Below are 21867 nucleotides of genomic sequence, written 5' to 3'. Positions count from 1 at the left end.
GAAGAGTGGAGGTGAGGACTTGTCTGACCAGAAGGAATTTAGGACGGCGTCCGGTATAGAGCTTAGAAGCTTTTATGAGCAGGTATATACGCCTGATTCCAAGCCGGGAGAGTATCCCTATACTCGTGGCATATATCCAGAGATGTATAGAACTAGATTATGGACTATGAGGCAATATGCTGGGTATGGTAGCGCTGAAGAAACCAACGCCCGTTTCAAGTATTTGCTGTCCAATGGTCAGACAGGATTATCTGTGGCTTTTGACCTTCCCACCCAGATGGGATACGATTCTGACCACCCCCTGGCTGCTGGTGAGGTCGGTAAGGTTGGAGTAGCTATATCCTCGCTAGAGGATATGGAGACTCTATTTGAAGGTATACCGTTGGATAAAGTCAGTACGTCTATGACCATAAATGCACCAGCTGCCATACTATTGCTTATGTATGAAATAGTGGCTGAGAAGCAAGGGGTATCTCCTGAGCAACTCTCCGGAACTATTCAGAACGATATTTTGAAGGAATACGTGGCACGTGGGACATATATATTCCCACCAGAGCCATCTATGAGGCTTATAACGGACACTTTTGCCTATTGTCGCCAGCACTTACCCAAGTGGAATCCTATTAGTATAAGCGGCTATCACATTCGTGAGGCTGGAGCCACTGCAGTACAAGAAGTTGCCTTTACCTTGGCTAATGCCATTGCATACTGTGAACGCGCCTTGGAGGCGGGGCTCAAGATAGATGATTTTGCTCCGAGGTTGTCTTTCTTCTTTGTTGCTGACAGCGACTTTTTTGAAGAAGTGGCCAAGTTCAGGGCTGCTAGGCGTGTCTGGGCGAAGATAGTCAAGGAAAGATTTGGTGCAAAGAACCCCAGATCTATGCAGCTGAGGTTTCATTGCCAGACAAGTGGTGCATCTCTTACGGCTCAGCAACCACTTAACAACATAGTAAGAGTAGCTTATCAGGCGATGTCTGCTATTCTGGGAGGCGCCCAGAGCTTGCACACTAATGCCTATGATGAGGCATTAGCGCTACCCACAGCTGAATCTGCAAGGTTGGCCCTTAGAACACAGCAGATACTCGCTTACGAGACAGGGGTCGCATCGGTAGTTGATCCCTTAGGGGGCTCATACTTCGTGGAACACCTAACGGAGGAGATAGAAAATCGAGTTTGGTCTCTGCTCTATGAAGTTGAGAATCGAGGCGGTGCGGTCCGTGCTATAGAGACAGGATGGATGCAGGCTCAGATACATGAATCTGCCTACGCTAAACAGCTGGCAATGGAATCCCAGGAACGTGTTGTAGTTGGTGTAAATAAATTTCAGACCGATGAAGAGGAGAGAGTGGAAACTCTCAGGGTAAATGAAGAGCTTGAGTATAAGCAAAAGCAGCGACTGAAAGATTTGAGGAATAGGAGAGATACCTCTCAAGTGCAAGAAGCTCTGTTGGCAGTCAAGCAAGTCGCTGCATCTCAGGATAATCTTCTTCCAGTCATTAAGAAGGCTGTAGCTTCCTATGCAACTGTTGGTGAGATATGTGATGCTCTGAGGTCTGTCTTCGGCGAATATAATCCGCCTTATTAGATGTGGAGATAGTATATCGTGAGTTTGGATTCCAGGATAAAACAACTGCAGGATATGAGAGCCCAGCTGCAGGAGCAACGAGAATCGAACGCCTCTAGGCAGCACGATAAAGGCAAGCTTACAGCTTGGGAAAGGCTTGATCTGCTGCTTGACGATGGAAGCTTTCATGAAATCGATGCTTTTGTAACTCACCGGACTGAAGAGATTCGCGATAGGAAGCCACTAGGAGATGCAGTGATAACGGGCTACGGTACCATAGAAGGAAGACAGGTATTTGTCTATTCCCAAGATTTTACGATCTTCGGTGGATCACTTGGAGAAGTGGTTGCCGAAAAGATCTGTAAGGTCATGGATCTGGCAATGAAGGTCGGAGCTCCCGTGATAGGCATCAACGATTCTGGGGGAGCCAGGATCCAAGAAGGAGTTGTGGCTCTTGGGGGATATGCTGAGATCTTCTGGCGTAATGTGCAGGCGAGTGGTGTTATCCCACAACTGAGTGTGATAGCCGGACCATGTGCAGGGGGTGCTGTATATTCTCCCGCACTGACAGATTTTATATTTATGGTTGAAAACACCAGCTACATGTTTATTACCGGGCCAGAGGTTATAAAAGCAGTTACTGGCGAGGAAGTGACTTTTGAGGAGCTAGGGGGCGCAATAACCCATAGTACAAAGAGCGGTGTGGCTCATTTTGTAGCACCAGATGAGCCCGCAGTATTTGAGCAGGTTAAGGAATTGCTAACCTTCCTGCCACAAAACAACCTTGAAGATCCGCCATTCTATGAAACTGAGGATTCTCCTGATCGAGAATGCTTGACGGCAATATCAGTATTACCAGATAGTCCTAATAAACCCTATGATATGCGAGATGTTATAAGGGATGTTGTCGACGAAGGTTATATGCTTGAGGTTCAAGCCGAGTGGGCGCAGAACATCGTTACAGCTTTCGCTCGTCTTGGAGGATTTGCTGTAGGGGTAGTTGGTAATCAACCTAAGGTGTTGGCCGGCACGTTAGATATAGATGCTTCTGAAAAGGCTGCAAGGTTTGTAAGGTTCTGTGATGCGTTCAATATACCCTTGGTCACGTTCGTGGATGTACCCGGATTTCTTCCAGGCACTAATCAGGAGTACGGGGGTATAATTCGCCACGGTGCGAAGCTGTTGTATGCCTACGCTGAAGCCACCGTTCCTAAGCTAACGGTTATAACTCGTAAAGCTTATGGTGGAGCTTACGATGTTATGTGTTCCAAGCACATAAGGGCAGATATCAATCTAGCATGGCCTACAGCGGAGATAGCAGTCATGGGACCCGAGGGTGCTATAAGGATCCTGCATAGACGCCGCCTAGCAGAGGCCAAAGATCCTGAAGCTCTTGCCCAACAGCTTATTGACGAATACAGGGCTCAGTTTGCCGATCCCTACCACGCTGCCTCTCGTGGCTATGTGGATGATGTAATAGATCCGAAAGACACAAGAAAGATGCTGATCAATGCTTTGAGGCTGCTTAGAACTAAGAGAGAGATACCTCCTAGCAAAAAACATGGTAACATTCCGCTTTAAGACAAAAGATGTTCCACAAGAATACATGGTTGCAATTCTTGCTGCGCTGATGACTATGGAGAACGCTGATCTACAGAGCCAGGAGAGTGTAGCTACAAGCGCGTGGCAAGTTTTTTCTAGGTTAGAAGCGACTGGGCTTAGAATGGGAACCTACTATTTTGAGAGGTTAGCGAGACGTTATGTTCAAAAAGATTCTGATAGCTAATAGGGGTGAGATAGCTATTAGGATAGCTCGCACCTGTCGTGATCTGGGTGTCAAGACGGTAGGTATTTATTCAGATTCGGACCGTGAGGCTCCCTTCTTAGACTGGATGGATGAGTCCTACGCTTTGCGCGGGCGATCATCCTCGGAAACTTACACGAATATTCAAAAGATTATCGAGATAGCAAAGAGATCTAGCTGCGATGCTATACATCCAGGCTATGGCTTCCTTTCTGAGAACGCTGATTTCGCTTTGGCCTGCCAGGAGGCTGGAATCACCTTTATTGGGCCTTCTCATGAGGCCATTTTCAAGATGGGCGATAAGCTACGAGCTAGATCTTTAGCTGCCGAGGCGGGAGTGCCGATATTGCCTGGATATGGCCCATTAGAAAAGCTTAGTGAAGCTGAAAGTTTCGTGACTGAGCACGGTCTCCCCGTGGTGATTAAAGCTGCCGGAGGAGGTGGTGGCAAGGGATTAAGGACAGTAAATGCTCTGAGTGAGTTAGCTACTGCCATAGAGACTGCACAGCGTGAGGGCCTAAGCTATTTCGGTAGCTCTGATGTCTATATAGAGAAGTATCTCCCTCACCCAAGACATGTGGAAGTACAGATATTTGGTAGGTGTGATGGAGATGTCTTCGCAATAGGTACGAGAGACTGCTCCACTCAGAGAAGAAGGCAGAAGCTTATAGAAGAGGCTCCAGCCCCTTTGATAGATGACTCCACTAGGGCAGCAATGGAATTAGCTGCTGTCAACCTTGCTAAGGCTGTTGGGTATAAGAGCGCAGGTACGGTAGAGATGCTTTTATCACCATCCGGTGATTTTTACTTTCTGGAGATGAATACCCGCTTGCAAGTAGAGCATACAGTGACCGAAGTGGTCTATGGTTGTGACCTGGTTGCTATGCAGATACTAACCGCAGCTGGATATCTTGTTGATGTCCCTAGCTCACCTTTAGGTCATGCTATACAGTGTCGAATCAATGCTGAAGATGTTGCCAATGACTTTATGCCAGTAAGCGGTCGAATAAGTAGGTTGCGTGAGCCTGCTGGGCCATGGGTTAGAGTGGATAGTGGAATTGCCTCTGGTTGTGAACTTGCTTCCGATTATGATTCTCTTCTTGCAAAGCTAATAGTTTGGGGCAAGGATAGACGAGAAGCTATTGATAGGCTCCGTCGAGCGCTAATGGAGTACGTAATTGAAGGTGTTCCCTCTACATTGGACTTTCATCGTTGGATGGTAAACAGGAAGGAATTCATTGAAGGGCCAGTAAGTACTCACTTCGTTCAGGACCACATGGATGAAATCCGTCTCGTTGGGGCTACCCTATCTGCGCCATCTATAGGGTCTCACTCTTACAACGAAGAGAACCTAATAGTGGAGGTGGATGGCAGGAGATTCGAAGTAATTGTTTACAATAGTGGAGAGAACAAGAGCCAGAAGACAAACACATCCTCTTCCAAAGTACGAGCCGCTACGAGTGCGGGTCTTACCAGAAGAACTGGCGAGGATACTCTTGTTAGCCCTATTCAAGGTAATTTATTGCGAGTGCTAGTATCAGAGGGTGAGATGGTGTCCGCTGGTCAGCCAGTTTGCATCATAGAGTCGATGAAGATGGAGAACGAGATAGCAGCTCATAAAAATGGTAAGGTTTCCAAGTTGCTTATTGAACCTGGAAACCCAGTAGTTGTTGGTCAGCCGCTAATGGAAATATCCTCTTAACGCTTATGCTGCTTGTTGAGTCTCATCTTCTATCCCTACCCAATAGTAGCCGGGCCGCACGTAATCCACCGCATGAATCGATATGCCCTCTACCTTGACGTTGGCATCCTCCTTGTTTACCAGACAAACATTAGGATGCTGTCCCATTCTATCCACATATCTTTCGATCGCATTTTTTATCTTCTCTTCAGTAGTAACCCTTTTTGAATCATCGAACCATACAAGAAACATTATCAGCCTCCTTTGTGAACCTAAGTTCTATTATAACACAATGCTTTTGAGCCTTGTAACTTGTACTTTTTGTCCCCATAATGGTGACCTGTGGATAAATGTGGTTGAAAGTGGGGATAAGTGGGTGGAAATGTGGATAACTTTCCACCCAGTGGAGCTAAGAAGTGTTTCTTGGAAGATTTGACAACAAGCTGGATGATAAGGGTCGACTGGCCATGCCGGCTAAGTTCAGAGCTAGGCTGGCTGAAGGCTTTGTTGTCACCAGAGGTTTCGAGCCATGCCTGACGGTTTATCCCATGTCAGAGTGGAAGAAGCTAACTGAGGCCCTCAATAGATTCCCAGTCACTGACCAGAAGGCGCGGATAATTCGAAGAGTGCTGTTTGCCCAGGCGTGCGATACTGAGCTTGATAAGCAGGGGAGAATACTTATTCCTGAATACCTTCGTGAGGCTGCCGGCCTTACTTCCGAGGTGGTGGTTGCCGGCATGGATACATACATAGAGATATGGGACAAAGCTCGATGGGAGGAGATGGAGCGTCAGAGCGAAGAAAATGCTGCAGATATAGCCCAGACCCTAGCAGATCTGGGGATGATGTGAGGTGTTTGGTATGCACACTAGCGTGCTTCTTGATGAGTCTATAGCTCTACTAGATATTCATCCTAATGGCAAGTATATCGATGCCACATTAGGTGCTGGTGGGCATGCAGAGAAGATGCTGGAGCGAAGCTCACCATCTGGAAGGGTGCTAGGGCTGGATGCGGATCCCAGGGCTATTGAGTTAGCTCAGCAGAGGCTAGGTAGATTTGTTGGCAGATATGTGCTGGTGCATACGAACTTCAGGTACATTGAGCAGGCTGCTACCGAGCACGATTTTAACCCATGCGACGGTGTGCTGTTTGATCTGGGTATATCTTCCATGCAGGTAGATGCGTGGGCTGCTGGTTTCTCCTTCAGAAGGGACGAGCCGCTAGATATGCGCTTTGATCCTACTAGTGGAAAGACTGCGGCGGACATTATTAGGGAGTCTTCTGAACAGGAATTAGCACGCATTATATGGGAGTACGGAGAAGAACCCAAGAGTAGGCAGATTGCCAGAGCTATAAAGTCCAGTCGTGAGCCTATTATTACTACCGTGCAATTAGTGCAAGCAGTGGAATCTGTTTATAAAGGCAAAAGAAGCAGGATACACCCAGCAACGAGAACCTTCCAAGCTCTAAGGATAGCCGTAAATGATGAATTGGATGCTCTACAGGAAGGGCTGGCTGGTGCTCTTCGTGTTCTGAGGGTCGGTGGTAGGCTTGTGGTAATAAGCTTCCATTCGCTCGAGGATCGTATTGTAAAGCATTTCATGCGTGAGCGTTCGAAAGGTTGTATATGTCCGCCGGAGCAGCTGGTGTGCACTTGTAATCATCGTCCTGAGATCAAAGTGCTGACTCGAAAGCCCATAGTTCCTTCTGAGGAAGAGGTAAAGGTAAATCCTAGAAGTCGTAGCGCTAAGCTGAGAGCCGCGGAGAAGTTGTAGGTCAAGATTACTCTGGGAGGTGTTGTTATGGCTGTTATATCTTCTAGGTCGAGGACCTTCAATCCTAGGCCAATTACAGCTGCCAAGGTAAAGAGGCGCCGTTTCCCAATGTACTTTGAGATGGACTCTGCTTCGATGTTTATAGGGGGCGTTACTCTACTTGCGCTCACATGTCTGCTTTATCTAGTACAAACAACTAGGGTATCAGTGTTGGGGTACCAGATACAGCAGGTCCAGGCTCAGCAGGCTGAAGCCCAAAGGGAGACCGATAACCTGATCTATCAGATCAGTCTCAAGCAAAGCCTTCCAGAGATAGAAAGATACGCTCGAGAGAAGTTGAAGATGCGTCCGATACGCGAATATAAGTACCTCCCGGTTAACGTCCGCCCAGAAGACCTCAAATCCGGCGACCATGTTGAGGAGCAGCAACTACCAGGAGGCTTAGATGTCCACGATTAGGACCTATTCTGACAATCACGGTCTACCTGGTTGGAGACTCAAATTCGTTTTGTGGGTTCTTCTAGGGTTCGCTCTTGTACTTGTAGGTAGGTTGTTCTACCTACAGGTTATACAAGGGTCTTTTTTGGCTAGCAAGGCAGAGCAAGCACATCAACTTGTCAGAGAAATAGATCCCCCAAGGGGTAGGATTTACGATCGCAATGGTAAGATACTGGCCTCTAATATAACGGTCTATAGGCTATATGCGACTCCGCAGTATGTCGAAGATCCAGAGAGTGCTGCCCAACAGCTATCCCCTCTTATCGGTGTCCCAGCAAAGGAGATAGCTGACAAGCTTAAACAAGGTGTACCCTGGGTATCTATAGCAACCAGACTCACCACGGAACAGAAAGAGAAGATAGAGGCACTACATATACCAGGAATAGGTTTTGAACCTCAAACCGCTCGTGCTTATCCCAATGGTTCTCTGGCTGCCCAAGTTCTAGGTTTTACCAATTTTGAAAACGTGGGCTCTTATGGCGTAGAAGGAGAATACAATAACTACCTATCAGGCGAACCTGGAAAGATGATAGCCGAACAGGATCCGGCTGGTAACTGGATTCCTGTGGCTCAACGCCAGGTCATACCTCCAAAGCCTGGTGCAGATGTGCAGCTGACTATAGATGCTACGGTGCAATACTATGCAGAAGAAGTGCTCCAGAAGACTGTGAAGGAGCAGAAAGCTAAGGGTGGAAGCATCATAGTTATGGATCCGTATACTGGTGAGATATTAGCTATGGCTTCCTACCCTACCTTCAACCCACAGGAGTTCTACAACGTCAGGAATACCTCGGTGTTTGCTAACCCTGCCATTAGTTCAGCCTATGAACCTGGGTCCACTTTCAAGATCATAACTATGGCTGCGGGGCTAGCAGCTGGAGTTATCACTCCCGATACCCGAATCGATGACAAGGGTTACCTGAATGTGTACGGGTACACCATACACAACTGGGATGGCAGACCACATCCTAATGAAAGCATGACAGAGGTCCTCATGAACTCTGCCAATGTGGGAGCAGCCTACGTAAGCACCAAGCTTGGTGAGGATCGATTCTATAGAAAGGTTCAGGACTTTGGCTTTGGTGCGAAGACTGGTATTGACCTGCAGGGAGAAGCAACTGGTATCCTTGTATTGCCATCTAGCAAAAACTGGTCACCGATCAACTTGTACACTAATGCTTATGGCCAGGGTATAGCTGTAACACCAATACAGCTGATAACTGCTCAGGCAGCGGTGGCCAATGGTGGGTTGTTGATGAGACCTTATGTGGTCTCCAAGATAGAAAGGAATGGTAAGGTAATAAAGGAGAACCGACCGACTGTAGTCAGAAGGGTGTTATCTAGACAGGTTGCCGAGACTCTAAAGAGTATGATGAAGACCGTCGTCGAAGAAGGGGAGTATCAGGTTGCTAGAATACCTGGATACTCTGTCGGAGGTAAGACGGGTACTGCTTCTGTACCAGTAAATGGCCAATACGATCCAAATGTGACTATAGCGTCTTTCATAGGTTATTCACCTGTCAAGCATCCTAAATTCATTGCACTAATCAAAATAGATCAGCCTAAAGGCTCACGCTGGGGCTCTGAAGTTGCAGCTCCGGCTTTCAAGGAACTAGCTCGCAAACTGTACACGTACTACAATATTCCTCCGGATCAGCCAGAACAAATAGAGACTAGTAGTGGTGAACAGGGGTAGCGTTTGTATGAAGTTGCGTGACATAAAAGAGGGGACGAACGGGAAAATACTTTCTGGTTCTACACTCGATCTTGAAAGAGAAGTCGGTGATATAACCACCGACTCTCGTCTTGTTAAGAAGGGCGATGTCTTTATCGCTATTAAAGGCGAGCGGGTCGATGGTCATGATTATATTCAGGATGCAGTATCAAGGGGTGCTCAGGCGTTAGTGCTGAGTAGAACCCCATCCATCCAAATCCCAGAGAGCGTCTTAGCACTTGAAGTCGATGACACTGTCTTAGCACTTGGCAAGCTAGCTGCCTATTGGCGCAATAAAATGCCTGCTAAAACTATAGGCATTACCGGAAGTGTTGGTAAAACAAGCACTAAAGAGGTGACTGCTTCGATCCTCAGCAGAAAGTTCGTAACTCTTCGTAGCCAAAAGAGCTATAACAACGAGATAGGACTACCTCTTACTCTACTTGGGCTAACACCCGAGGTGGAGGTTGCTGTTCTTGAAATGGGTGGTGCCTATAGGATGGGAGAGATAGAGTATCTATGTTCTATAGCCAAGCCTTTTATAGGGGTGGTCATAGTAGTGGGTTATGCTCACATAGGCCGCATGGGAAGCCTGGAGAGGATTGCTGAGAACAAGTCTGAGCTTGTTAGATCTCTTCCCTCCGAAGGTTTTGCAATCTTGAATAGAGACGACCACCGCGTCAAGGCCATGGCTGATGTAACTAAAGCACACGTGGTTTGGTATGGACTCGATGAAGAGTCCTATATACGAGCAACTGATGTCGTAAGTGAGGGTCTGAACGGAATAAGGTTCGTCCTACACATAGGCGATAGGTCTTATCAGGTTAAGGCACCCCTACTTGGTAGGCATAGCGTGCATACGATATTGGCTAGCGTTGCGGTAGCGCACGTGATGGGAATGGAAGACCAGGAGATAGTACATGCAATCAAGGAGTTACCACCTGGTCTTAGGTTGATAGTTAACAAGGGCATCAATGGTAGCACCATCTTAGACGATACTTACAACGCTAACCCAACATCTATGCTCGCAGCTCTTAATTTGCTGAATGATATCGAGGGGCATAGGATAGCTGTCTTAGGAGATATGGCGGAGCTTGGGCACTTTACGGAAGAGGGGCACTTGAAAGTAGGCGCTAGAGCTGCTGAGGTCTGCGACAAGCTCTATACGGTTGGCGAACTTGCACAGATAATAGCTAGAGGCGCTTTGCAGGCGGGGATGAATCCGGGTGATGTGGTGACCTTGAAGGATTACCAGGAAGCGATAGATGTGCTGAAGAGAGACTTACATGAGGGCGATGTAGTACTCGTAAAGGCTTCAAGGATAGTTTCTCTGGATAAGCTTGTTGCCGCTCTTACCGTTCAGAATGAGGTGGTCCAATGATACCCCTAGCCCTCCTCAGCATGTTTCAGACCGAGGTAAAGCTGGCACGCATCGAGGTGATGCGTGAGGCTTTGCTGTTGTCGGCCCTGACGTTCCTGGTCACCTTAATTATTGGCAGACCTATTATCAATGAACTCAGAAGGCGTGGTATAGGTAAGAAGATCAGGATTGAGGGGCCACAGACCCACCTTGTAAAGGAAGGAACACCGACAATGGGTGGGATCATGATTTGGTTAGGCGTGTTCCTCGTCAACGCGATCTTCAACGTAAGATACTGGTGGATCTACGAGAGGCGATCCCTGATACTGCCACTGCTAGTTGTTCTTGCCTGTGGTACTCTGGGCGCTATTGATGACTTACTCAATTTGAGCGGTGGAAAGAGCAGCGGACTTACGGCTAGATTCAAGTTTCTCTGGCTAACGGTCATAGCAACTGGCGCTGGCATAGTTCTTCACTATTGGTTTGAGCTAGATAGCATGTATATACCATTTTATGGAAAGGTGCCTATTGGTGTTTTCTATATACCCATAGCTATATTTGTTATTGTGGCTACCAGCAACGCTGTGAATCTAAGTGATGGATTAGATACTTTAGCAGGCGGGTTATTAGCTTTGAGCTTTGCTGCTTACGGCATAATCGCTTTCCTACAGGGACAAAGGTACATAGTCACTCTATGCTTTACGACGATAGGAGCTCTTCTAGCTTTTCTGTGGTATAACGCTCATCCTGCCGAGGTGATAATGGGAGATACAGGGGCGCTTTCCTTAGGAGCTCTATTAGCCGTTGTAGCGCTCATGACTGGCCAGTGGCTCCTGCTGCCTATTATTGGCCTTATGTTTGTCGCTATTACCCTGAGCGTGATCCTGCAGGTTGGTTATTTCAAGCTGACAGGAGGTAAGAGGCTGTTCAGGATGGCTCCCTTGCATAACCATTTCGAACTCAAGGGTTGGGCAGAGACTCAGATAGCTATGCGGTTTTGGATCGTGGGTGTAGCAGCAGCTTTAGTAGGTGTTGCTCTAGCACTCTCATAGCAAGTTTGAATTTTCTGGAAGGAGATCGATGGCGGATATCAATACTGTGGAGAGACTACGCTCAACTCGCACGAGAAAATATGAGGTCACCGAGACCAGAAGTGCTACCCGGGAACAATGGGACAAGTGGCTTGAGGACAGCCCCGGAGGTGGACACATTCTTCAGAGCTACGAATGGGGCGAGCACAAAAGCAGGTATGGTTGGAAACCAGTGCGCTTGACCTTGAGTGATAGCGGCAAGGTAGTAGGGGTTGGGCAGTTTCTAGTGCGCAAGACACCATTCGTTGGGGGACATGTTATGTACTGTCCTAAGGGTCCATGGATACCTTGGGATGATGAGGATGCGGTGCGCACTTTCTTCAAAGGTGTAGTCACAGTTGCCAAGCGTGAGAATGCACATACGGTAAAAATTGAGCCAGAGGTTCTAGAAAAGAATGAGCAAGTCAAAGGTATCCTCAAGGACCTGGGATTTAGAAAGGCTCGATATGACTTGCAGTTTAAGACCACGATGGTGGTGGATCTTACCCCATCGGAAGATGAGATGTTGGCTCGTATGAAGGGCAAGACACGCTACAACATAAGGTTGGCTCAGAAGAAGGGCGTGCGTATTGTTGAGGATGATACTCCACAGGCATTAGAGGACCTATATAACCTTCACAGGATCACTGCTGAAAGGGACGGCTTTGTGCTTAGGCCCAAGAGTTACTACATGGCTGCCTGGACGAAGATGAAGGAAGCAGGCAGAGCACATTTCTTCTTCGCCGAACACGAGGGTGAAAGATTGGCAGGAATGGTAGTTTATACCTTCGGGCACAAGTATTGGTATATGATAGGTGCTTCAAGTAATGAGAAGCGGAACCTAATGCCCACTTACTTATTGCAGTGGGAAGTTATGCGTTGGGCTAAGTCCCAGGGACTTACCTACTACGACATGGTGGCCATACCTAACCCAGATAACCTAAATGAAAGTGATCCGATGTGGGGGCTCTACCGATTCAAGAGTGGTTTTGGTGGAGAGATAGTTGAGTTCCTCGGCATATACGATCTACACGTCAATAAGCTCCGCGCTTGGGCCTGGTATAACTTTGAGCCACTCTATTACAGGCTGTATATGCGCCTCAAGAACGATAACTTCTACTAATACTGGAGCTGTTTATAGACTTGACTGCTCGTCTTGCTAGGTTTGCTTTCATAATGGCTGTGGCTTTCGTACTTAGTCGTGTGCTTGGACTGGTACGAGATCAGGTTATCCTAGCCTTGATTGGCCCTGGAAGGGACTACGATGCCTATCTGCTAGCCCTTCAAGTGCCGGATCTGCTCTTCATACTAATGTCAGGTGGCGCGTTTAGTGCAGCTTTTATCCCTGTTTTTACCCGATTGATTCAGAGTCATGGGGATGATGAAGCCTGGGATATGGCTAGTGGGGTAATGTGGACTACTGTATCTATAGCCGTAGTCCTCATACTTTTAGTGTGGATATTCGCACCTCAGATAGTTGCCTATGGAATTGCCAGAAGATCGCACGACCCTTATGTAGTTCAGAAGACTACAGAGCTATTGCGTCTGGTAGTATTCCAACCGCTCTTTCTACTGCTAGCTAGCGTAGCCACTGCAGTGCTCCAGTCGTTTGATCGGTTCCTTGTACCCGCAATTGGTCCTATTATCTACAACATCAGCATAATTGTTTCTACGTTGCTTTTCTCAAGATGGCTGGGAATTGACGCAGTTGCCATTGGCGTGGTGGTGGGAGCTGTTTTGTTCTTTCTTATTCAACTCCCTTTTCTCCTGCAAATGGGATTATCTACAAGATGGCAGCCACCGTTCGCAAACCAACATGTTAGACGTACATTTATCCTGCTTGCCCCTCGAATAGTTGGCCAAGCTGCAGTGCAAGTCAATACCATGGTGGCATTATACCTAGCTGCGGGTTTGGGTACCGGTAGAGTAACAGCATTTAGAGTGGCTTCGCTTCTGTTTGCTCTGCCAGTCAGCTTATTTGGTACTAGTGTGGCTACGGCAGCGTTTCCAGCCTTGTCAAGAGAAGCAGGTGCTATGGATATAGCCGCATACAAGAGCGTTCTCAAGCGTGCTGTCAAGGGTGTTATATTCTTTATATTGCCCGCTAGTGTAGGTATGATGCTTCTAAGAGAGCCTATTATTGCGCTTTTATTCGAGCGTGGTAAGTTCACCAGAGAGGATACTTTACTAACTGCACAACCATTCTTCTTCTTCGCTGTCGGGATGTGGGCATATGCTCTTGTAGACATGCTTCCTCGGGCATTTTATGCTTTGCAAGATACGCTTACCCCTCTGAAGGTAGCCTTGGTAACGGTGTTGCTGGACATATTTGTCTCGTTCATACTTGTTGGGCCGCTTGGGCTACGTGGACTGGCATTTGCCTTTTCACTTGCGACGATAGTTCAGGTCCTGGCCCTCTCCTACCTGCTTAGATCACGTGTAGGTGAATGGATCGATTCGGAGATGATAAACTTCTTGCTCAAGTGCTGTATTGCTACTGTTCTTATGGGTGGACTACTTATTCTCCTTAGACCATGGGTAGTGAATTATCATTTACTTTCTTTCCCTGACTTCCTTGTTAGGCTACTTATTGTTATTGCGGTTGCTGCAGGAGGGTATCTAGGTGTCAGCACTGCGCTAGGGCAAAGTGAGGTGAGAGTAGTACTCAATATGGTTCTAAGAAAGTGAACACTTGCTTATAGTTGGGAGATGATAGGTGTCTAAAGAACTAATGGATATTAGCTTTATAGCAGATAGAGATCTCTGGGATAGATTTGTCTCGTCATATGGGGGTAATTTCTTGCAGAGCTGGGAGTGGGGAGAAGTCAAGCGCGGGCACGGCTGGTTTCCCCTTCGGCTAGCGCTTATTAAAGATGACACCCCTGTGTTAGCTGCACAGGTGCTATTCAGAAAGCTTTTCGGCCTCACTGTAGCTTACGTACCCAGAGGACCGGTCGGAAAGGCTGAAGGCGATGAATTAGATAAATTTATCTACGGTCTACATAAGGTGGCCAGGGCTAATCACGCGATCTTTATTCGTATTGAACCTCCAAGGGAAGTGCCTTGGGCTCGACTGCTAGAGGGCGCTGTTATCAGCGAGAACACTATACAACCTCGAGCAACCCTAACGGTTGATCTTTCTGTTGGTGAAGAGGCAATTCTTAAGTCCATGAGATCTAAGACCCGATACTACGTAAGGCAGTCTGAGAAATTGGGTGTTACCACCAGGGAAGGTTCTTTGGAGGATGTCAAGGTCTTCTATGATCTATTGGAGGAGACTTCCAGCAGAGCAAGATTCGGGATACACGCTTATGACTATTACAAGGATGTATACCAGCAGTTTGTAGGAAAAGACCTCGGTAAGCTCATCCTGGCAGAGTGGCAGGGAGAAGTCATAGCCGGAGTGTTCACGATAGCCTTCGGTAATTATGGCGTGTATCTGTATGCTGCTTCAAAAACTGATCATAGGGATAAATATCCTAACTACCTGCTGCAGTGGAAGGCCATGCAATGGTGTGCCATGAAAGGCTGTAAAACGTACGATCTCTGGGGAGTTCCTTTAAAAGCTGCTCGGGAATTTAAGAATCCTACAAGTGGTTCTCCGGATATTAGTGGGCAAAACGAGGGTCTATGGGGTGTCTATGGCTTCAAGCGACATTTTGGCAGGGAAGCAGTTATATATCCCCCTGCTCTAGACTACCCTTATATTCGACCCTTGTATCTTGCTTGGTTTAGGCTAAGAGGAGCAGAGAGTGAGTAGTTTATAGCTAAATACTCTTTCGAGGGAGCTGTATATGGGTACTAGGATCGAAGAGGCTTATAAGGATCTTGAGGGGAAAAAAGCTCTGGTGCTTGGATTAGGCGTACACGGAGGAGCACTTGGAGTAGCTAGGTTCCTTGCTGAGCATGGCGCAGAAGTCACTGTAACGGATTTGAGACCAGAAAGTGAGTTGGCTGAGAGCTTAGAAGCCTTGAAGGATTTGGATATTAGATATGTGCTGGGGGAGCATAGACCTGAGGATATCCTCTCAGCAGATTTCATAGTACGCAATCCTGCTGTGCCCAGAGAGTCCAAATGGCTCGAACTAGCGCGGGAGAATGGGATTCCTGTGCTGATGGAGATGAACCTATTCTGGCGTTATTGTCCAGCTCCGATTACCGCCATTACTGGCTCTAAGGGCAAGAGCACAACTACCTCCTGGTTAGGACATATCAGTAAGCTTTGGCGTCCCGACACAGTAGTGGCCGGAAATCTCAGAGTTTCTGCCCTGAGTATGCTGCCTCAGATCAGTGAAGATACCCCTGTCATCCTCGAACTATCTAGTTGGCAGCTAGAGGCTTTCGAAGTTGGTGGCGAAGCTCCACATGTAAGCTGTATCACGAATATATCTTACGATCACCTCAACAGATATCCCAGCTTCGAGGCTTACTACAACAGCAAGAGGTGGATATATCGCAACCAGAAGACTACTGACTATGCTGTGTTCAACTACGATGACCCTATTGTGTCACGTTTCGTGGAAGATTGCCTGGCTCAGGTTAGATGGTTTAGTCGTTCAAGCCATGTTAAGCCAGGTGGTTATATAGATAACGATTACATCTATCTAGTTGATGAGACGGGTAGTACTAGGAAACTCCTCCAAGTGCACGAGCTCCAGCTACCAGGAGAGCACAACAGGATGAATGCTCTTGCTGCTGCCGTATTAGCCTCAGCCATGAACATACCAGATGAATTTATTGTAGAAGGTCTTAGGACTTTCAAGGGGCTTCCTGATAGGTTGGAGCTAGTATCGGTCATTGATGGAGTAAAGTACATCAACGATACCACAAGCACTGTGCCGGCATCTACGATCGCGGCCCTTAAGGCTGTAGAAGGTGAAGTAGTGTTACTGGCTGGGGGAGCCTCCAAAAATGTGCCCTTTGACGAACTAGCTGATTTTATATGCCAGAAGAAGGTTCGTGTCGTTCTCTTGGAAGGCTCTGCTACTGCGGATTTGCAAACAGCAATTAACAAAAGGTGCCCTGAGCTAATAGTTGGGACCTTTTCTAGCTTAGAATCTGCACTAGAGGCAGCAAGAAGCGTAGCTAGACCTGGTCACACGGTTTTGCTGTCTCCTGCCTGTGCGAGCTTTGGAATGTTCAGAAACGAGTTCCACAGGGGGCAGTTATTTAAAGATCTAGTGCACAAGATGGAAGGGAAAGGGACTCAGCATGGCTAACACTACCGTCAGGCCCAAGTTCATAGATGCAGGACCTATTGATAAGTGGATCTTGGCGCCTGTCGTAGGCTTAGTAGCTCTTGGAACCGTAATGATTTACAGCTCAAGTTTCGTTGGTGCCTATATGAATGGGTTGTCTCCCAATTATTTTTTGATCAGGCACCTCATCTGGCTTTGTATTGGTAGCTTAGCTTTGTTTATTACCAGCAAGATTAACTATCAGTGTTGGCGTAGATACAGTGTGCCCCTTATGATTGTGGCTCTATTGGCTTTAGCCTTTGTCGTGTTTGCTCCCGACTCCATAGCTCCGGAGATAAACGGTGCACATAGGTGGATACGCCTGGGTCCATTGAGCGCGCAGCCCAGTGAGTTCGCAAAGATAGTTTTCATTACATATGCAGCTGATTGGCTATCTCAAAAAGGGGAGAAAGTACGTAATCTTTGGTATGGGCTCATACCATTCGGTATTATTCTGGGGTTCATAATAGGGCTAATAATGCTTGAACCTGACATGGGGACTTCTATTGTATTCGCCATGATAGGTGGGGTAATGCTGTTCTGTGCAGGAGCCAAGATAATGCAGCTACTTGCGGGAGCAGCTTTGGCCTTTGCTGCCTTTTTGGTTTTGATCATAGAGGAAAGCTACAGATTGAACAGGTTAACTATTTTCCTCGATCCGTGGAAGGACCCCAATGGCTTGGGATTTCATCCAATACAGTCTCTGTTTACCTTGGGCTCAGGAGGTCTAATAGGTGAGGGACTTGGAGCCAGCAGGCAGAAGTTTGGCTGGTTACCCGAGGCCCACACGGACTCCATTATGGCGGTAATTGGTGATGAGTTGGGATTTGTGGGGGCAGTGTTTGTATTAATTCTCATTATAGTAGTGGCAGTCCATGGCTTTAGGACTGCTCTTAGATCTCCTGATGCTTTCGGATCACTCATGGCCACTGGCATAACTACTTGGATAGTTTTCCAGTCCTTTCTGAATATTGGAGTGGTCACTCTTACAGTACCTTTCACAGGTGTTCCAATGCCATTTATATCTTTTGGTGGGTCCTCACTAGTTGTATTAATGTCCGCAGTAGGCATCTTGTTAAACCTTAGTAAGTACGCTCAGCCTGTTGTTGAGGACAGAAAGGAACTACGTAGACGCAAGTTGCTGTTGCGCAGAGGAATGTCATGATGGAGTGGACACTACCTGCAGTAGCTCTGTTAGCCCCAATACTAGGAATTGGCGCCTATTATGGTTACCGAAGGACTTTCATGTGTGAGCTTGTAACCGCTTGCGCCCTCATATTCCTTCTGGTGGCTTTTGATAAACTAAATGAGCTCTTCTTGCACTTAATAAGGCTAGTATCCGGATTTTTGACAAAGCTTCTAGTGGCATTAGGTATACATGGTGCTAATTTGAGGGACATGATCGATGGGATGCCTCAAACCCTTTTACGAATAGCATTCCTAATAATTTCCCTCTATGCTGCTTATTGGATGGGAGGTTATTTACGTTCACCCTCAGAGGAGAGGCTTTCTAGATTTCTGGGAGCCCTTATAGGTGCAGGAAACATACTGTTTGTGCTGGCTATCGTTGGTCAAAGGGCTGTAGATATACTGGGCCCAAGGAGGGTACATAACCTCCTATTGTTTCCTGGTTCAGAAAGGGGATTAAGTATCAAAGTACCACCTTTGCCTGAGCCCTCCATGCTTTCGCAGTGGAGCTATTATGTGGCACTCGCCGTAATAGTGCTACTATTCGTGTGGGGTTTGTCCAGATTGTCGAGGTTTAGGGGATAGTCGAAGTGAAAGTCCACTTCGTAGGTATTGGTGGTAGTGGTATGAGCTCTCTTGCCGGCATATTAGTCGGCGCAGGTGAGGTGGTTACTGGTTGTGATCGTGTGTTGAACGCCCAGACTGCTGAGTTGGAGCGTAAGGGAGTAACAATCTGGCAAGGTCATGATGAAAGTCACCTTGACGGCGTGGATTGTGTGGTAGTGACTAAGCCTGTGATGAATACTTCCGAGGTGCTATCAGCTGTCGAAAAGGGTCTCAAGGTAGTTGATAGGGCAGAGCTACTCGGTCAGCTGATGAATGGCAAAAAAGGCATTGCTATTGCCGGCACCCATGGTAAGACCACTACAACAGCCCTCGTCGCTGAGATATTGATTAGGAGTGGTGTTGATCCCACTGTATTAGTGGGTGGTGTGCCAGTGGGGTGGGAGATCGGTGGACGCTACGGCAAGGATGAATGGATGGTTGCCGAAGCAGATGAGTATGCTCGATCTTTTTTATGGCTGCATCCGGAGCTAGCTGTGATAACTAATATAGAGCACGATCACCCAGACATTTTCCCTACGGAATGCGAGCTTGTTGATGCTTTCTCCAGTTTTCTCAGGGGTATGAAGCCTGACGGGAAAGTCTTCGTTTGTAAAGAGAGCAGGCTAGCTATGGAGGTTGTAAAGGGTATAGCATCCGCAAGTCGCTTGTATTATCAGACTTATGGTGTTGAAGGCGGTTGTGACTGGTCGGCTCGAGTAACCAGGAAAGTTGGCGGCGTTACATGTTTTGACATAATTGGCCCGGACTTCATGCTTGAGGGGCTCAAAACCAGCTTGCCTGGCAGGCATAACTTGATAAATATAGTTGGTGCTGTGGCAGTGGGCATAAATGCAAGTGCTTCGCCTGAGGGCGTAAAATCAGCTATACAAGAGTTTCGTGGTGTAAAGAGAAGGTTTGAGTATAAAGGCGAGTCTAAGGGCGTAATTGTGCTGGACGACTATGCCCATCATCCTACGGAGATAGCAGCAACCATTAGTGCGGCCCGCGAATATTATCCAGGTCGCCAGATATTTGTAGCATTTCAGCCACATACATACAGTCGTACCAAGACATTCCTAGCTCACTTTGCTGAAGCTCTCAAGTTAGCAGATAAAGTATTCTTGCTGGATGTATATGCTGCTCGCGAGCAACCGGATCCGGACCTTGATCTAGATACATTGCTAAAGATGATAGGTAATAACTCTGAGCGCGTTGGGAATGTAGAGGAGGCTTCCCAAATTATACCTAGGTTCTTAGTTGACAACTCTGTACTGATTACTATGGGGGCTGGGGATGTAACTAATCTTGGCCCTAAGATCTTGGAAGAGTTCGGAGAAATGTAGCTTTGAGTCCTAGTCAAATGGTTACCCCGAAAATAGAGTATAATGAACCCCTTTGGAAACATACCTCAGTCAAGGTCGGTGGTCCTGCAAGGTTGTTTACTCGTGTCAGGGGGAGTGAGGAACTACTCAATGCTGTCCGTTGGGCTATAGCAGAGAATATGCCTTTTATGGTAATTGGGTCTGGTAGCAATATCGTAGTTGCTGACGCAGGCTTTAACGGACTTGTCATAAATTCCATAAGTAGAGATGTAAGAGTCGTCCGGGAAGAGGATGATCAGGTCATAGTCGAGCTTGATGCCGGTACTTTTCTTCCAACTGCCGCTAAGAAGCTTGCTTCGCTTGGGCTAGCGGGCCTGGAGTGGGGAGTGGGTATTCCTGGGACAGTGGGGGGTGCTGTTGTAGGTAATGCAGGTGCTTACGGTGGTGACACGGCGGAGCGCCTGGTAGATATTGATGCAATAGATCTCAGAGGAGAGTTTATAACTCTTACTAATGAAGAGCTTGCTTTTCAATATAGGAGCAGTGCGATCAAGCGAGGGGAGATCGAGATTGCGGCGGTGATAAGAGCCCGCTACAGGGTGTTTAGATCTGACCCGAACCTTATCAACATCAAGATTAGGCACTTTCTTATGGAGAGAAAGCGCAAAGAACCAGTAGAGCCGAGTATAGGATCGACTTTCAAAAACCCACCAGGTAATTACGCTGGAGCCATTATAGAATCAGCGGGTCTGAAGGGACTTCGAGTTGGTGGTGCAATGGTATCTCCAAAGCACGCTAACTATATCATAAATACTGGTAATGCCACTGCCTCTGATATTAGAGACCTGGTGGAAACGATTCGAGATTTGGTATTGGAAAGAAAAGGTATAAGGCTTGAGACAGAGATAGAGTTCAAGGGAGATTGGTAGTGAAGAGGTACAGGTTACTTCTGTTGTTCGGTGGGAGATCAGCAGAACACGATGTGTCGGTAGCTAGCGCTATATCTATGATGAAGGCGCTCAAAGATAGCGATATAGACATTCTCCCTTGTGGTATCACTAGAGAGGGGACTTGGAAGGTTGGTGAGGAGGCGGTCAAGATGCTCGCTTCCTCTGCTCTCTTTGCCGGCGATTCGGATGTTAGGGATATAGTCCCTGTAGATTCACAGCCTAGGAGTGTTCCTGAAGCCTTGAGCGCTGTTGATGTAGTCTTTCCCCTGCTGCATGGCCCTTATGGGGAAGATGGCACTGTTCAGGGCTTTCTTGAGTTAGTTAACGTACCATATGTTGGTTCTGGGGTGTTGGGCTCCTCCCTGAGCATGGACAAGATAGCTATGAAGAAGATGTTTGAGTCTGAGGGGCTACCGATCACAAGATACCTGGGGATACTGAGAAGTGATTGGCTCTCCGACCCTGAAGGCATTATTTCTAAGATTGAATCAGAGCTTGAGTATCCAGTTTTCGTCAAACCTGCAAATCTTGGGTCAAGCATAGGAATTACAAAAGCTAAAGATAGAAGCTCCTTACTGCAGGCACTAGAATTAGCCTCAAAGTATGATCGCAGGCTGATAGTCGAACAGGGAGTTGAGGCTAGAGAGCTCGAATGTGCGGTTCTCGGAAACGATTACCCCAGGGCATCTGTTGTTGGAGAGATACTACCAGGAGACGAATTTTATACATTCGAAGCCAAATATATAAGCGAATCCTCCAAGACTATCATTCCAGCAGATATACCACCAAGTGTTTCTGATGAAATTAGAGATTACGCAGTCAGAGCCTTCAAGGCAGTGGATGCTGCAGGTCTGGCAAGAGTAGATTTTTTCCTAACTAGCGAAAATAAAGTCCTCGTAAACGAGATAAATACGATACCAGGATTCACCCCTATTAGTATGTATCCTAAGCTATGGGAAGCTTCCGGGCTATCCTATCCTGATCTTGTGAGGAAACTGTTGGATCTAGCTATGGAGAGGCATGCTGATAAGCAGCATAGGGTTATCCCCCTCTGGGAGGCTTCATAGGATGACCACTTTCATATGGTCTGTGTTGGC

The 21867-nt window shown here is 47.2% G+C and carries 19 protein-coding genes; 18 read left to right on the top strand and 1 reads right to left on the bottom strand.

Annotated features, from left to right (window positions below):
* Positions 1-19 precede the first annotated feature (19 nt).
* The 3 genes from TTER_RS08255 (at position 20) to TTER_RS08245 (ending at position 5070) form a co-directional block, all read left to right on the top strand.
* Positions 20-1585 (top strand): acyl-CoA mutase large subunit family protein, encoded by a 1566-nt coding sequence (locus TTER_RS08255; protein WP_012875562.1) that lies wholly within the window; start codon positions 20-22, stop codon positions 1583-1585.
* Positions 1586-1603: 18 nt separating this feature from the next.
* Positions 1604-3145: an acyl-CoA carboxylase subunit beta gene (locus TTER_RS08250; RefSeq protein ID WP_012875561.1), complete on the top strand. Its 1542-nt coding sequence runs from the start codon at positions 1604-1606 to the stop codon at positions 3143-3145.
* 179 nt (positions 3146-3324) lie between these two features.
* The gene (locus TTER_RS08245; protein WP_012875559.1) at positions 3325-5070 is read left to right on the top strand and encodes an acetyl-CoA carboxylase biotin carboxylase subunit; all 1746 of its coding nucleotides are present in this window, start codon (positions 3325-3327) and stop codon (positions 5068-5070) included.
* Positions 5071-5073: 3 nt separating this feature from the next.
* Here TTER_RS08245 and TTER_RS08240 read toward each other — a convergent pair whose 3' ends face one another.
* Positions 5074-5301: a hypothetical protein gene (locus TTER_RS08240; RefSeq protein ID WP_012875558.1), complete on the bottom strand. Its 228-nt coding sequence runs from the start codon at positions 5299-5301 to the stop codon at positions 5074-5076.
* Positions 5302-5465: 164 nt separating this feature from the next.
* On the opposite strand from TTER_RS08240, the gene mraZ reads away from it, so the two are divergent.
* From mraZ to TTER_RS08165, 15 genes are read left to right on the top strand one after another with little or no spacing between them, the layout of a single operon-like run.
* Entirely contained in the window at positions 5466-5900 is a 435-nt protein-coding gene (gene mraZ, locus TTER_RS08235) for a division/cell wall cluster transcriptional repressor MraZ (protein WP_012875557.1), read from the top strand.
* A 10-nt stretch (positions 5901-5910) separates the two neighbouring features.
* Positions 5911-6825 (top strand): 16S rRNA (cytosine(1402)-N(4))-methyltransferase RsmH, encoded by a 915-nt coding sequence (gene rsmH / locus TTER_RS08230; RefSeq protein ID WP_012875556.1) that lies wholly within the window; start codon positions 5911-5913, stop codon positions 6823-6825.
* A 27-nt stretch (positions 6826-6852) separates the two neighbouring features.
* Positions 6853-7284, top strand: a complete 432-nt coding sequence (locus TTER_RS08225) for a hypothetical protein (protein WP_012875555.1) — start codon at positions 6853-6855, stop codon at positions 7282-7284.
* Positions 7271-9019, top strand: coding sequence for a peptidoglycan D,D-transpeptidase FtsI family protein (locus TTER_RS08220; protein WP_012875554.1), 1749 nt, complete (start codon positions 7271-7273; stop codon positions 9017-9019). Before TTER_RS08225 ends, TTER_RS08220 begins: the two co-directional genes overlap by 14 nt.
* Before the next feature lie 7 nt (positions 9020-9026).
* Positions 9027-10418, top strand: coding sequence for a UDP-N-acetylmuramoyl-tripeptide--D-alanyl-D-alanine ligase (locus tag TTER_RS08215; RefSeq protein WP_012875553.1), 1392 nt, complete (start codon positions 9027-9029; stop codon positions 10416-10418).
* Positions 10415-11449 carry a phospho-N-acetylmuramoyl-pentapeptide-transferase gene (gene mraY / locus TTER_RS08210; protein WP_012875552.1) on the top strand — a complete coding sequence of 345 codons (1035 nt, stop codon included), beginning with the start codon at positions 10415-10417 and terminating at the stop codon, positions 11447-11449. Before TTER_RS08215 ends, mraY begins: the two co-directional genes overlap by 4 nt.
* 28 nt (positions 11450-11477) lie before the next feature.
* Positions 11478-12590, top strand: a complete 1113-nt coding sequence (locus TTER_RS08205) for a lipid II:glycine glycyltransferase FemX (RefSeq protein ID WP_012875551.1) — start codon at positions 11478-11480, stop codon at positions 12588-12590.
* Between the two features lie 20 nt (positions 12591-12610).
* Complete coding sequence (gene murJ / locus TTER_RS08200) at positions 12611-14155, top strand: murein biosynthesis integral membrane protein MurJ (protein ID WP_012875550.1); 1545 nt, start codon at positions 12611-12613, stop codon at positions 14153-14155.
* Positions 14156-14183: 28 nt separating this feature from the next.
* The gene (locus tag TTER_RS08195) at positions 14184-15227 is read left to right on the top strand and encodes a lipid II:glycine glycyltransferase FemX (RefSeq protein WP_012875549.1); all 1044 of its coding nucleotides are present in this window, start codon (positions 14184-14186) and stop codon (positions 15225-15227) included.
* Positions 15228-15261: 34 nt separating this feature from the next.
* A complete protein-coding gene (gene murD / locus TTER_RS08190; protein WP_012875548.1) occupies positions 15262-16686 on the top strand; it encodes a UDP-N-acetylmuramoyl-L-alanine--D-glutamate ligase in 1425 nt (474 codons plus the stop codon).
* Positions 16679-17869 (top strand): putative lipid II flippase FtsW, encoded by a 1191-nt coding sequence (gene ftsW, locus TTER_RS08185; protein WP_012875547.1) that lies wholly within the window; start codon positions 16679-16681, stop codon positions 17867-17869. The genes murD and ftsW overlap by 8 nt, the downstream gene beginning before the upstream one ends.
* Positions 17866-18477 carry a hypothetical protein gene (locus TTER_RS08180; protein WP_012875546.1) on the top strand — a complete coding sequence of 204 codons (612 nt, stop codon included), beginning with the start codon at positions 17866-17868 and terminating at the stop codon, positions 18475-18477. Before ftsW ends, TTER_RS08180 begins: the two co-directional genes overlap by 4 nt.
* Before the next feature lie 5 nt (positions 18478-18482).
* The gene (gene murC, locus TTER_RS08175) at positions 18483-19841 is read left to right on the top strand and encodes a UDP-N-acetylmuramate--L-alanine ligase (RefSeq protein ID WP_012875545.1); all 1359 of its coding nucleotides are present in this window, start codon (positions 18483-18485) and stop codon (positions 19839-19841) included.
* 2 nt (positions 19842-19843) lie between these two features.
* Positions 19844-20749: a UDP-N-acetylmuramate dehydrogenase gene (gene murB, locus TTER_RS08170; RefSeq protein WP_012875544.1), complete on the top strand. Its 906-nt coding sequence runs from the start codon at positions 19844-19846 to the stop codon at positions 20747-20749.
* Entirely contained in the window at positions 20749-21837 is a 1089-nt protein-coding gene (locus TTER_RS08165) for a D-alanine--D-alanine ligase (protein WP_012875543.1), read from the top strand. The genes murB and TTER_RS08165 overlap by 1 nt, the downstream gene beginning before the upstream one ends.
* The last annotated feature ends 30 nt before the right edge of the window (positions 21838-21867 follow it).

The sequence above is a fragment of the Thermobaculum terrenum ATCC BAA-798 genome (assembly GCF_000025005.1).
Lineage (GTDB): Bacteria > Chloroflexota > Chloroflexia > Thermobaculales > Thermobaculaceae > Thermobaculum > Thermobaculum terrenum.
This window is presented reverse-complemented; position numbering and strand designations above follow the sequence as displayed.